Below are 13,239 nucleotides of genomic sequence, written 5' to 3' on the forward strand. Positions count from 1 at the left end.
CTTAAAAATCCAGCGTTACTCCCACAAGCGCTGTGTTCTCGTTATATTCAAGCAGCGAGTTCGGCGCGAAACGTTCGGTGTGAGACACTTCCGCAAAGGCGGAAACATTTTCGTAAAGCGCATAAGACGCGCCCACCTTGCCGATAACGGTGTTTGTGATGCCGTTTTGCAGGGCCAGGTTTGCGCAATCTGTCATGGCGTTAAAAAGCGGGTCAGTCGTGTCAAACCCGAAAAACTGCGGATTGGCTTCGCAGGTGGCGGGGTCAAAGGCCGTGTCCGCGCGGCGATAAGCGATGGAGCCGTAACCGGTCAAGCGGCGAGACAGCTGCCGGCGCAGGTCAAAGCCGCCGCCGATGGTTTCGATCTGACGATAACCGAAATTATCGTCTGAGTAGTAACCATTGATCGACAAATCAGTGCGATTGAACCGGCCTGCAAGCGACGCGTACGCCGAATCCGTAACAGCGACGCCTGTTGTCTGGGCGCGACCGAAATTCAGACTGTTCGCGTACCAGTTCGCCGATTCAATAACGCCGCGCGCAGATAGCTCCGCCCCCTCGCGAAGCCTGTCGGCAAACTCCAGCGTCTGGCGCTGTGTGGCGCGAAATTGGGAGGATACGGATTGCGCCCGGGTGCGGAATGTCCGGCTGGCGCCGGCGTTAAAAACAAAACGCTCGGAAAGAGCGTAGCGCGCTTGCGCGTCTATGAAATCATCGCCGTAACGCTTTCCGTATTCAAGACGCACGAAAGAACGCGGGCCCGGCTGGGCGGTAAAACCGGCGCGCCAGAAGCCGCCGGAAAGAACATCATCATTGAAAAACAGGGAGGCCGAACCGGACGTATTGACGTCATCATAGCCCCCGGCGCCGGAAATGGCGAAACTATCTGTCAGATAAAACCGCCCTTCAACAGAAGCCATGCCCTGGCGATATTCGAAATCGGGAATACCGCTGAAACCATCCTCGGTTGTGTCGCTGCCGAAAGCGGTAAAGCGCAAGTTCAAACGATTGAAAGCCCGGCCGGTATCGTACTGGGCGAGTACTTCATGAGTTGTGGAGTCGTTATTGGAATTGCCGGTCAGAAAAGCCAGCGGCGATGTTTCCTGATCTACGAAGACCTGGGAAAAGCGATATCGCAGTTCAGTTGAGGACTGATCGGCAAACTGATGGAAAACGTATGGGCTCGCGGAATAGGCGTGCACGTCGGCGCGCTGCCCGCGCGCAGCGTTGATATTGCCGGAAAAACGCGCATTGTCGCCGATCAACTGGCGGGATGTCGAGCCGGACAAGTCAAAATACAACCAGTTGTCAACGCCGGTGAATGTGCTTGTCGCGCCGATGTTCTGATTAATGGCGAGGTCGCTCTGGTCAAAAAGATAGGAGAAATCGAGATCGCCGAGAACAATCGCGGTGACCCGCGGCGAGGAATAAATCGCCCCGCCGGTCAGAAATGTCGACAGGATATATTCATCGTCTTCAAGCGGCCCGCGCCGCAGTGCGATATTGTCGGAATAAGATGCGCGAACGGAAACACCGGCGGCATACCCGAAATAATCCGTTGTCAATTTCAGCGGCGCATTCGGCGATGTCACCTGCGCGATGGCCGCGCCCGCCGTCACGCTTATCGCGGCGCCGGCAAGCAACGCATTGCGCAGGCCTGATGTCATTTTCATTTTGTTCGTCGCTTGCCCCATGGGTTTATTCCTTGTTCGAAGCATTGTCCGGGTTCGGTGTTTCCGTCGCCGCATCAGCACGCTCATAATACTCATATGACCCGTAATGAGCGCCGCCGGCGCCAATCTGACACCGATTCAGCATAATAGATACATTCGGGTTAACATCGATTAACTCGTCTATCGCCGCTGCAACGGCGGATTCCGGCGTGGAATTGGCTTCCACCACGAAAATGATCTCATCGACGAATTTTGCGAGCACGACCGCTTCCGTCGTCGCGAGCACCGGCGGCGCATCAATGATCGCCAGCCGGTCAGCGTTCGACATTCCGATATCGGTCAACAGACGCTGCGTTTCCGCGCGAGCGAATAAATCCATCGGCCGTTCTACGCGCGCGCCTTCGGGTATAATGTGGAGCGGCGCATCGCTCGTCCGCCAGCCAATATCGTCGATATCGCAAGCCTTATCGATCATGCAATCCGCAAGCCCTGCCGCTGGCGGCAGTCCCAGCCGTTCGCGCACTTTCGGCCGGGCGAAATCTGCGTCAATCAACATGGTTTCAATATTGTCTTCCAGAGCGAGGCTGAGCGCCAAATTTGTGGCGGTAAATGTTTTGCCTTCGCCAGCGCGGGTCGATGTCACCAAAATCAGATTGCGCTGCTTGCCCGGCGTTCTGAACGCTTGCCGGTCGCCGCTTGCGCGTAGATAGCCGAGACGACGTAACAGTCTGCGCTTGACGGCCCGAAGTTCAAGCGCCAATTGGCTGGATTGATCTTTCGGGTCGTAAAAGCCCCGTTCAGAAAGCCGGTCAAAGTCCAGCGAGATCGTTTCGGGCGTGCGTGCGGCGACCGGCGCGGAAGTCTTTTCTTTGGCCTTGTCTTTATCTTTTTTTTTCTTGGACTTCTTACTGAAATTTGTTTTCAGAACTGAAGCACCGGCTTTCTCAACGACGCTCATGATTGTTCCTCCGCGTCATACGCAAATTGTGCGGATTTTTGACCGAGTTCCGCGCCGCCAGAAGGGATACGGAATACAGAAAGATAGGCGTAGAGACCGGCGACCGCGAAAAGCGCAAGACCCGCCACGACAAGCCGCGATCGATCGCGAAGACGGTCTGCAATGACGCCGTCGGACGAAACTTCGCTGAGCGCGCCAAGCACCGGAAGGCCGAAGGCGTGCTGCAATTCGCTGGCTTGCGTATAACTTTTGTCAAGCAATGAAAGTCCGAGCGCCACCGCGCCGCCGACGCCGCCGGCGATGACCAGAACGCCAAGGATCAGCAGCAAGCGCGGGGGATCGCTGGGCGCCAGCGCCACCGTCGGCCATTCAAACACCTGGTATTCAACACCGCGTCCGGCTGCGCCGAGATTGCGCGTGAGATCAAGGCGGTCGCGCCGGGAAAGCAGCTCTTCATATGTTTTTTGCGTCTGCTCATATTCGCGCACGATTTGGCGCAGTTCAGCTTCCACAGCCGGCGCCTGTGCAGAAGCGAAATCGAGGGAATCAAGCTCTTCCTTCAGACGCTGTTCGCGCGTTTCAAGGCCACTGATTGACTCGCGTGCAACGCTCAATTCCGACTGCAGACGCACATAATCGGGGTTGGACGCAAGTTGCGAATTATCATTTTCGAGTTCCTCGATGCGCGCAAGGACACCGCGTATGTCCGGGTGATTTTCCTCATACTGTGAGCGTAAGGAAGCAAGCTCGACCTTCAGGCGCTCCAATTCGCCGCCGGATGTGCGCCGGGGCGTCGCCGAGATCAAATTCTGCAGCGTCAAAACCCGGCCCTTGGTGCGTTCCAATTCGTCGCTGACCCGAGTCAGTTCATTCTCTTTCAATTCGCGCTGGCGGACCGTGCCCTGTATATTTGTAAGCTCCGCTGCGTGCTCGCCGCGAAATACCGCGACTGCGCGCTCGTTCGCGGCGAGTTTTTCTTCATATTCTTCCACCTGCAGATCGAGCCGCCGTCTCGCCGCTTCGCTTTCGGTCAGGCTGGCGCCGAGATCCTGTTCGATCAGCATGTTTAGAACGGCGTCCACAACGGCCTGGGCGATCTCTGGGTCGCTGTTCTTGTAAGAGATGATGAAATACATCTCCCGCGGACTTTCAATCTGAATTTGTCCGGCGACCCACTCGACCATGCCTTCCATCTTGACCCGCCGTTCCATGGCGGTTTTTGCCTCGATCGTGTCGGCGAGGCCGGCGCGGTCAATAATCTGTTCGACATTCGGCCGCGTCAGGAGTTGCAGGCGCATCACTTCCACGCGTCGCGAATAATCCGGACGTGCTGTAAAGCCGTTTAAGACCGGCTCAAGAATGGTTTCCGTCTGCACAAACACATGCGCGCGAGACTCGTACTTGTCCGGGATCATCCATATGGCGAGCCAGCCAAGTAGCGCACAGATCCAGGCGACGGCGATAATGACCCAGCGCCGTCGCCATAATCCGTTCAGCCCGCGAAGGACCGGCGGAGGCAGATCAGAAAACTTGAACAAACTCATACCCCTCAAATACCCGGTGCGATGCGTTTCGTTAAAACGCGCTTTCCGGGATCAGAATGACGTCGCCAGGAAGCACAGGCACGTTCGCCGCGATGTTGCCTTTGCGCAGCAGGTCGTCGAGTTTCAGCCGGTAAGACTGTCTGTCTTCGCCCTGGCCACGGATCAGGACGGCCCGGTTGCCTGCAGCAAAATCAGTGAGCCCGCCGACAGCGACCATCACATCGAGCGTTGTCATGCCCGCCTGGTAGGGAAGAGCCGTCGGGGTTTGCGCTTCGCCAAGGACGCGCACTTGCTGGTCGAAAGTCGATGAAAAGTCGCTGACGATCACTGTCACTTCCGGCGACTTTACATATTCGCGCAGCGATGCTTCGAGATCGTTCGCCAGTTGTGACGGGGTTTTTCCAGACGCCACCATGTCTTCAACCAGCGGCGTTGAGATCCGTCCGTCCGGACGAACGGTGACGTTTGTGGAAAGTTCAGCCGCGCGCCAGACGAAAATCTCAAGCTGGTCGAGCGGACCGATCAGGTAATCGGGCGCAGCGGTAGCGGCGCCGGAAGCGGAGTTAGGCGCGGCCGCGAGATTATCACCGCCCAGTGTAGAGCAGGCGGCGAGCGACAGACCGAAAAGGGCGAAAATCGCAGTTTGCATCAATTTTATTGTCTTCGTCATGGTTATTAACCCCTGTGGCGTTCAGTTTTAGCTTCAGGCTGGCGCATCTGCGCTAGAAAGGCCGCTCTACTCTAAAGGTAACGCAATTTCTTTGCCATGCCTGAACAACGTTCGATTAACCAGATTTAAAGCGCGCAGGCCGTATGGAAAAGCGGCATTCTTCCAGTGATTCTGCGATTAACCGGAGCAAATAATAGCTAACTAGCGGCTGCCGAGCCCGAACAGCGCGACCCTGACCGTCATCAAAACGATGACGATATCCAGCAGCGGGGAAAAATGGCGCATATAATACAGATCATAACGCAATTTCGTTCTCGCGCCTTCGACAGAGGCCGCATATTCGTATTTTACCTGCGCCCAGCCGGTGATTCCGGGCTTGATGAGGTGGCGGCAGTGATAAAGCGGGATTTCCTGCTCCAGTTCGCGAACGAATTCAGGCCGCTCCGGCCGCGGTCCGACGAAACTCATTTCGCCGCGCAACACGTTAATAGCCTGTGGAATTTCATCGATTCTGTATTTGCGGATGATGCGTCCTGTGCGGGTTATCCGCGCATCCTTCAAGGCGGCGTATTGCGGGCCGTTCGCCTCGGCGTCCGTAATCATGGAACGGAACTTAAAGACCTCGAATTCCTTGCCGCCGAACCCGACCCGGCGCTGGCGGTAGAGTATCGGACCGGCGCTATCGAGTTTGATGGCGATTGCCGTGAGGGCGAGGAGCGGCGCCAGAAAAAGGATCAGCGCCAGGCTGAAAAGAATATCAAAAAATCTTTTTAATACAGCCGTTTGCCGCGCATTCATCAATGCAGCCGCGGCTTCGAATTCTGCGCCGTCGAATGTTTCTGTGTTTACCGCACCGTCCGGGCGAACGATCGCCGGCGCTGCGCGTGTGTCCGCACACGCGGGCTCAGCGTCGCGCAATAATGCGGTATCGCCAATGCGCTTTTGAACGGGCGTTAATAAAAGTCGCGATGTTGCGGCTGCGCATAAGGCTGCAAACGCGACCGCAAAAACGTATAGAGCGTACATCCCCCAGCCCCACAATATGCAAGGGATCAAAAATCCCTTCAGTTCTAACTGTCCCGAAATGCGACAATGCGAACCTGTTCCCGCATATTACATGCCTAACAAAATGTTAAGGTTTAAATTGGGCCATACAGGGTTTTGGACGGAAAAAATTCGAAAAAACGATCACGATTAGGGTTCAGAAAACAAATAAGTTGAGCAATGCGAACCAAAATCCCCCAGCAGTTGCAAACCAGACTGCGACGCACGTCAGCGCAGACGCCCGTTCGTTTGCAGAGGATCGATTGCTGGCGGCGGTGTCGACGGCGGTGCTCACTTGCGCGTGTTCCCGAATGCGATGGCTGTAGTTAGAAGCCAAGAGTTCAAGGATTCGTTAAGGCGGCGCCGGCTAGCGAGTATGCGAACCGGATATTATTAACCAATGCAGCGTATCATTTTGAAGCAGCGGGGTTTGTTACCCTTTCGTCAGACCGGTTTCGCCTGATCCATGCGTATTCTTCTTTTTTCAACGCTGTTTCCAAACGCCGCAATGCCGGCGCACGGCGTATTTGTCGCTAACAGGCTGGAGGCGTACCGAAAAAAATATAACGCCGAAATTAAAGTCGTTGCCCCGGTTCCGTGGTTTCCGTTTCGCCACCGAGCATTCGGCGCATACGCTGATTGGGCGCGCGTACCGGCGCGTGAACAGCGCGGCGATGTGGAAGTTTTGCATCCGCGATATCTAGTTCCACCAAAAACGGCCATGCGCTTTGGATCGGCGTCCCTAATGCGATGTTTGCGCAAAACCGTCCGACATCTGAACGAAAGCGGATGGGACTTTGATTTCATAGACGCGCATTATTTTTATCCTGACGGCGTCGCAGCGGCGCAAATTGCGCGCGAGTTTCAAAAACCGCTGGCGATTACGGCGCGCGGGACAGATGTGAATCTCATACCGGAATTTCCGGGCCCGCGCCGCGCCATTGTAAATGCCGCTATCCAAGCTGACGCTGTCATTACCGTCGCCGCCGCATTGAAGGACGCCCTTGTCAACATTGGCGCGCCGAGCGCAAAAATCACTGTCTTGCGCAACGGCGTCGATCTGGAGCTTTTCCATGAAACGGACCGCCAGACCGCACGGCGCGCGCTCGGTCTTGAAGGCCTCGTTCTGGCAAGCGTCGGCCATCTAATAGAACGCAAAGGGCACGATCTCGTCATTAAGGCGTTGCCGGAATTACCGGGCGCTACTCTTATGATAGTGGGCGAAGGGCCGGCGCGCGCGGCGCTGCAATCGCTGGCGCGCGAGATCGGCGTTTTCGATCGTGTAAAGTTTCTAGGACAGGCGCCGCACGAGGAATTGCCCGAAATCTACAGCGCCGCCGATATTCTGGTGCTCGCTTCTTCGCGTGAAGGCTGGCCAAATGTTTTATTGGAGGCGATGGCCTGCGGCGCGCCGTGTGTCGCTACAGATGTCTGGGGTAATCGCGAAATCATCACGTCGCCGGAATTAGGGCGCCTCGCCGACAACAGATCGCCGGAAAATATCGCTGAAGCGGTACAGTCGCTGTCAAAAAACCACCCAGGCAGACGCGCGGTAAGGGCGTATGCGGAAAAATACTCCTGGGATGAAACCGTTGACGGCATGGCGACAATTTTTAATGACCTGAAACGAAAGAATGAAGCGCGAGTTAGCCTGAACATCAGACCGGTTGCAGTTTCAAAACAACTCGCCTCGCCCAAATTGATTTTAACTGTCGATACAGAAGAACATTTTGACTGGCGAAAATTCGACAACGTCGATCATTCGCCGGGAGAGGTCGCCGGGGTTGAGCGATTTCAGAATTTATGCATGAAATACGGCGTTCGCCCGCTCTATTTCCTGACATGGCCGCTTTTAAAGCATGATGAGATAGCCCGGTATTTTCAGAGTTTGAAAAAAACGGAAATGGCGGATTGCGGCCTGCATTTGCATCAATGGGCGACGCCGCCGGGCGTGTTCGATGGAGAATTTTATTCTTTCCAGAAAAATCTGCCGGCCAATGCGCACCGAAACAAGTTGCAGTCCCTTGCACAGGCATTTCAGGATGTTTTTGGCGAGACTGCGGTTTCGCATAGGGCAGGGCGCTACGGCATCGCTTTGGAGGATTATCCGCTGCTGGCGCAAATCGGAATTGAATACGACTTCAGCCCCAGTGCGTCATTTGACTTTTCTGAGACAGGCGGGCCTGATTTTTCACAGATGTCGAATTGCCCCTTCGCCGTTGAGACCGGTGAGCACCGTGTCTATGTAACCCCGGTTTGCGGCGCCAAGGCGATCAAGCGAACGCGTATGTTTTTAAATCAAGAAAAACAGACGCCCGGTTTTCCAGTCCATCGCGCGCACTACTTCAAAAAGCACACTATCCCCATGCGCCTGTCACCGGAAGGCGCAGCGCTTGCCGACATGAAAGCGTTGACAAAAAGAATTGTAAAAGGAGGCGCGCCGGTTCTGACATATACGCTGCACTCCACGAGCCTGACCGCTGGCGGCAATGAATATGCTCCGAATAAAGAGCACGTTGATCAGTTGCTGGAAAACACCGAGCGTTATCTCTATTGGTTTAAAGACGAGCTAGGCGGAGAACTAAGTTCTTTGGAGGGCTTACAGCAATTGTATAAACCTTAAGCGCCACGCCGGATTATTGCGTTAATACCGTGTTAAGCAAAAACCCGGTATTTTAAATTCTGAAAATGCAGCCGGGTAGCGCTTATGCTTGCGTCGGAAATTCTTCGTCTTGTCTTTGGCTTTGCCGCCGTTCTTGGAATGATCGGTTTATGCGCGTTGGCGGCGAAAAAAGCGGGACTTGCGTCAATGACCGGAATCTCCGGCGGCAAAAGACGTCTCGCCATGCGTGAAATGTTACCCATTGATGCGCGCCGGCGTCTCGCGATCGTCAAATGCGACGATAAAGAATATTTGATACTGCTCGGCCCAACCGGCGAAACCCTGATTGATAAAGAGCTTTCGGGAAGCGCCGTGGCGCAGGAGACAGAATGTGCTGCGCCGCAATCAAATCCCTTCTCAGGCATAGGCGAATTCGCGGAAAAGTTGCGCGCCATAAAACAAAAAGCGGCCTGAATCGGCTTTGCGCTTCCGGCCAGCTTGGCTTGTCCATTAAGAAAAGGTAAACTCCCTAGCTCAGGGTATGAGGGCAAGCATGGGGAGCGAAATGATCCGTATTTTACTACCGCTGGCGATTGTTGCGGCAATGTTTTTTGGGCCGATGTACGCTTATGAAGTGGACAATCCAGTCAGCGGCAGAGAAGAGCAGGCCGTAGTGACGGGCGACAAATTTATCGGCGGCGCAATAGATTGTATCCGGCAACTGCAATTGCCATTTGGCGAAAGGTGCGCGCCGGATGCGGAAATCAATGAATCGAAAATGCCCAGTAAAATGATGTCATGGGCGGCTTCGTTTTCGATTGGCGCAGCGCTTATTGGCGTGTTGGGATTGTTGCCGATGATCGGCCGTGTGACGAGCGTCTTCACGCTTCTCGCGGGATTGGCGTCCCTCGCTGCAATGGGATTTTTCCTGATCTTTATGATGGGCAGCAATGTCGGGCTTGGCGGCGTTCAATGGGGCGCTTACCTGGCATCCGGCGCGGCGCTTTTAACGACCATTTCAGGCCTCTCCGGCATGCGCGGGCGTTGACCTGATATAATTTGTTCAGCCGACAATGAAAAAGCCGCCCTTTTGCAAAAGAGCGGCTTTTTTTAATTAATAACGCTTGGCGCTAGCGCAGCGGAGAGCGACCAGCATTCAAAAATGACGGCGTTTCATTCGCCGCAACGCGTTCGTCATCATCATTCGAGCTTGCGACAGGACGCGGCGCCGGCGCTGGCGGCGAAGGTCGCGATTTACGGAAATCGCTCGCCGAGGTTTCAGAAAGCGGATCGTCTGAGTGCCGGCAATTGCCTTCAAAATGCGCGCCGGTTTCAACGGAAAGCGAGCTATGCAGAATATCGCCTTGTATATGTGCTGATGAGGCGAGCGATACAGATTTTGCACGAATGCCGCCCTCCACGCGGCCGCGTACAGTCACAGTTTCGCAAATCACTTCGCCTTTAACGGAAGCCTTGTCGCCAATGATCAGTGAGCCCGCTTTGATGTCGCCTTCCAGCGTGCCGTCGAGCTGAATTTCTCCAGCGGAGTTGATGTTGCCGCGCATGACAACGTCGGAAGAGATAATAGAAGGTACGCCGGCAGACTTCATGACGCCTGAACCCTTTCTTGAAGAACTTTGCTGCATGCTTGACTGTTGCGGCGGCAAGGGGTCGCCCAGAGACCCTTTTTGCACTTTTTTCGCATCAAGCGATTTGTTCTGTTTAGCTTTCGAAAACATATCTACCTGCCTCGATGAATCGGCGGGGGTTGAGCGGTTTCCCGTTAAACAGAATTTCGTAATGAACATGCGGACCGGTCGAGCGCCCGCTATTGCCCAATTCCCCGATTTTATCGTGAAGTTTTACTTTTTGCCCCGTTTTGACCGTTATGCGGTTCATATGCGCATATCGGGTAATGAAGCCGTTACCATGGTTGATTTCAACCATGCGGCCAAAACCTGCGCGTGTGCCGGCGTATTTCACGACCCCGTCGCCTGTCGCGGTTATCGGCGACGCCCAGGCGGCGGCGAAATCGATACCGTTGTGGCGTGAGTATTTGCCGTTGATAGGGTCACGGCGAATGCCAAACCCGCTTGTAAACCGCCGCCCGACGATCAGCGGGGAGGATAGCGGCAGGTTTTGAATCGCCTTTTGCAGGGCGGCGAGCTCGTCGACCGCATTCGCGGCGCGGCTGACATGCAGGTAAAATTGTGAGGCGGCTTCATCGCCTGCGGCGATATCTATGAACGGGCCGCCTTGCGCCAGAACGGTATTGGTAATCTTGGCTGGGGTCACCACAGATTCAACGGAAATGCCTGCGCTGGCCATGACGTTGGTCAGGTGATCCCGTTGCGCTTCGGCCTTTTCTTCCAGCGACGCCAGCAACAGCATCTGTTCCGTATAAAGGTCCGCCGCCGCCTTGTTCATGGACTTGATGGCGTCCGATGCGGCGCCGTTTTGCGGTGCGGCGGCGTTATTGCGCTCCATCTGCTCGACAGCCTGCTTGCGGGCCGTCGAAAGACGAGACTGGCGCGGCGTAGCCTCGCCAGGCACGACGTCGACCATCACGCGGTTGCTGTTAGACGTACGCTGGCCGCTTGGGCCTCCTGCCTCGGCAAGACCTGTGGCGAGCGCGTCCAGACCCTGATCGATGGTTGCTTTGCGCTCGACCATGTTCTGCAGCAATTGATGCCTGGCTGAGATGTCAGCCATGGTCTCGTCGAAATTCTGCTTGATAATCTGGTTCAGCTCGCTGACATCGTCATAGGCGCGCTGCGCGTCGTGCAGCCGCTTGGAGTACGTTGTCTCCATGATTCGGCTGTCGCGCTCCTTGGCGACGATAATCTGCTCTTTAAAGACGACATTCACCGAAGAATAAGCGACCCAGAGCAGCGCCGCGCCAACGATGACGGCTAACGCGATCTGCGTTTTTGACGACATCGAGATAAAATGCACGACGCCGTCGCTTCGATGATAAATCTGCCGTTCCTTGAAGATACGGCTGAGTACGCGCCTGAATTTGCCGGAACGACGGCCCATTTATACGAACGCCCCTTGCACGCGTTTACACAACGCTACGATGCCACCCCTGCCACTATAGCAGCGCAAAACTTAAGAATGCGCAACCTTTATGTGATGCTGTAACGGTATTTTTTAACATATTCGAGACTAATCGGCGCCGAACGCCGCTCCGGTTCCCCTTACAACTCATAGAAAGCACGGTTCATGCCAGCCTGGCTTCGGGCGTTATGGTTAAAGGGCGGCTTGATCTGGCCTTTAAAATATTTTCCGCGAAGATCGTGAAAAGCTTCTTTGGGATCGCGGCCGATACGCGCGCAAATCGAATCAAACCAATGTTTTCCACAGGCTACGTGGCCGATTTCTTCATCATAGATCGTCTGCAGGATCGCTGAGCTTCGTCTATCGCCGGCGGCGTCCAGTTTCTCAATCATTTGCGGCGTGACGTCCAGTCCTCTCGCTTCCAAAACAAGCGGCGCAATGGCTAGTCTTGCGAGCACATCATGGCGCGTATCCTCCGCCGCCTCCCAGAGGCCGTTATGCGCCGGGAGAGCGCCGTAATAACTGCCCAATTCTTTCAGACGCTGCTGGATCATTGAGAAATGACGCGCTTCTTCAGCGCCGATTCGCACCCAATCCGACCCGAAAGCCTCTATATCGAGCGTAAAATCGCCAATTTGACGGGAAAACCGCACCGCCATGTCAAAAGCGAGGTTGATCGCGTTGAATTCAATATGGGCGATGGCGTGCAACAGCGCCGCCCGGCCTTCAGGTGAACCGAGGCGCCGTTTAGGGACGTCCGCAGGAGGCGAAAGCACTGGCTGCGACGGCCGGCCCGGTCGCTGCGGCGGCGAAACAGCGTTCTCTCCCAAAGGCGTCTTCAGGCGCAAAAGCCGCTCTGCAGCTGCGGCTTTCGCAATTTTATCATCGGGTGAGCTGGCGCGGAGAGCGGCGCTGGCGGCGCTAAGCAAAGTTGGCGCTGGCGGCAAGATCAAATGGCTTTCGTTTCCGCGAGAACGTCTTCTACGTGTCCGGGTACTTTCACTTTTCGCCATATTTTGCGGATCACGCCCTTTTCATCGATCAGAAATGTAGATCGCTCAATTCCCATATATTTTCGCCCATACATCTTCTTTTCGACCCAAACGCCAAATTTTTCCGTGACTTTGCCGTCCTCATCGGCGCCGAGGTCGATTTTGAGGCTGTGCTTATCCTTGAATTTTTGATGCTTTGCGAGCGTATCGCGCGAAACGCCAATAATGCGTGCGCCGGCCCTTTTAAATTTGGCGGCGTCACCGGTAAACGCGATGGCTTGTTTGGTGCAGCCAGGCGTGTCGTCTTTGGGATAGAAATATAGCACAATTTTTTGGCCAAGCAGGTCCTTTGACTTCACTTGCTCGCCGTTATCGAGGAACAGCGAGAAAGCCGGCGCTTTTGCGCCTTCCTTGATTACTTTCGCCATCATTCTCCCTAACTTTGGTCTGCGCCGCACCATATCCATGATCGCCAAAATCTCCAGTGTGGAAATCTTTGGCGCTGCGTCTTGCGGCGCGCGCTCAAGCCCTATACCGATGAAAGGTTGCAGCGCCAGGAGCCTGACACATCAGACAGCCGCGCCTTTGAAAAAACAAGGACCACGACGTTCGATAGCCAAGCCGATACACCTGCGGGTTCAATTTTTTAAATAATGAGTCTCGTTAGAACGTCGGTTTCCCTTGAAGAACGTCATTC

General features: G+C 55.1%; 12 protein-coding genes. 3 read left to right on the top strand and 9 right to left on the bottom strand.

The window, feature by feature from the left end:
- Position 1: 1 nt before the first annotated feature.
- From ACQK2Q_RS00755 to ACQK2Q_RS00775, 5 genes are all read right to left on the bottom strand, one after another.
- Complete coding sequence (locus ACQK2Q_RS00755; protein ID WP_425407847.1) at positions 2-1,672, bottom strand: hypothetical protein; 1,671 nt, start codon at positions 1,670-1,672, stop codon at positions 2-4.
- Between the two features lie 25 nt (positions 1,673-1,697).
- Positions 1,698-2,630, bottom strand: a complete 933-nt coding sequence (locus ACQK2Q_RS00760) for a hypothetical protein (RefSeq protein WP_425407848.1) — start codon at positions 2,628-2,630, stop codon at positions 1,698-1,700.
- On the bottom strand, positions 2,627-4,168 hold the full coding sequence (locus tag ACQK2Q_RS00765; protein WP_425407849.1) for an XrtA system polysaccharide chain length determinant: 1,542 nt from the start codon (positions 4,166-4,168) through the stop codon (positions 2,627-2,629). The genes ACQK2Q_RS00760 and ACQK2Q_RS00765 overlap by 4 nt, the downstream gene beginning before the upstream one ends.
- Before the next feature lie 37 nt (positions 4,169-4,205).
- A complete protein-coding gene (locus ACQK2Q_RS00770; RefSeq protein WP_425407850.1) occupies positions 4,206-4,844 on the bottom strand; it encodes an XrtA/PEP-CTERM system exopolysaccharide export protein in 639 nt (212 codons plus the stop codon).
- Between the two features lie 201 nt (positions 4,845-5,045).
- Positions 5,046-5,870: an exopolysaccharide biosynthesis polyprenyl glycosylphosphotransferase gene (locus ACQK2Q_RS00775; RefSeq protein ID WP_425407851.1), complete on the bottom strand. Its 825-nt coding sequence runs from the start codon at positions 5,868-5,870 to the stop codon at positions 5,046-5,048.
- A gap of 484 nt (positions 5,871-6,354) precedes the next feature.
- Between ACQK2Q_RS00775 and ACQK2Q_RS00780 the strand changes: the two genes are divergently transcribed.
- From ACQK2Q_RS00780 to ACQK2Q_RS00790, 3 genes are all read left to right on the top strand, one after another.
- Complete coding sequence (locus ACQK2Q_RS00780; RefSeq protein WP_425407852.1) at positions 6,355-8,511, top strand: glycosyltransferase; 2,157 nt, start codon at positions 6,355-6,357, stop codon at positions 8,509-8,511.
- A gap of 84 nt (positions 8,512-8,595) precedes the next feature.
- Complete coding sequence (locus ACQK2Q_RS00785) at positions 8,596-8,964, top strand: flagellar biosynthetic protein FliO (RefSeq protein ID WP_425407853.1); 369 nt, start codon at positions 8,596-8,598, stop codon at positions 8,962-8,964.
- A 91-nt stretch (positions 8,965-9,055) separates the two neighbouring features.
- Positions 9,056-9,538, top strand: coding sequence for a hypothetical protein (locus tag ACQK2Q_RS00790; protein WP_425407854.1), 483 nt, complete (start codon positions 9,056-9,058; stop codon positions 9,536-9,538).
- A gap of 82 nt (positions 9,539-9,620) precedes the next feature.
- Here ACQK2Q_RS00790 and ACQK2Q_RS00795 read toward each other — a convergent pair whose 3' ends face one another.
- The 4 genes from ACQK2Q_RS00795 to bcp form a co-directional block, all read right to left on the bottom strand.
- A complete protein-coding gene (locus ACQK2Q_RS00795) occupies positions 9,621-10,100 on the bottom strand; it encodes a bactofilin family protein (protein WP_425407855.1) in 480 nt (159 codons plus the stop codon).
- A 112-nt stretch (positions 10,101-10,212) separates the two neighbouring features.
- The gene (locus tag ACQK2Q_RS00800; protein ID WP_425407856.1) at positions 10,213-11,529 is read right to left on the bottom strand and encodes a peptidoglycan DD-metalloendopeptidase family protein; all 1,317 of its coding nucleotides are present in this window, start codon (positions 11,527-11,529) and stop codon (positions 10,213-10,215) included.
- A 161-nt stretch (positions 11,530-11,690) separates the two neighbouring features.
- Entirely contained in the window at positions 11,691-12,503 is an 813-nt protein-coding gene (locus ACQK2Q_RS00805) for a ferritin-like domain-containing protein (protein WP_425407857.1), read from the bottom strand.
- Entirely contained in the window at positions 12,500-12,973 is a 474-nt protein-coding gene (gene bcp / locus ACQK2Q_RS00810; protein WP_425407858.1) for a thioredoxin-dependent thiol peroxidase, read from the bottom strand. The genes ACQK2Q_RS00805 and bcp overlap by 4 nt, the downstream gene beginning before the upstream one ends.
- Between the last annotated feature and the right edge of the window lie 266 nt (positions 12,974-13,239).

The organism is Hyphococcus sp., assembly GCF_965228385.1.
GTDB lineage: Bacteria > Pseudomonadota > Alphaproteobacteria > Caulobacterales > Parvularculaceae > Hyphococcus.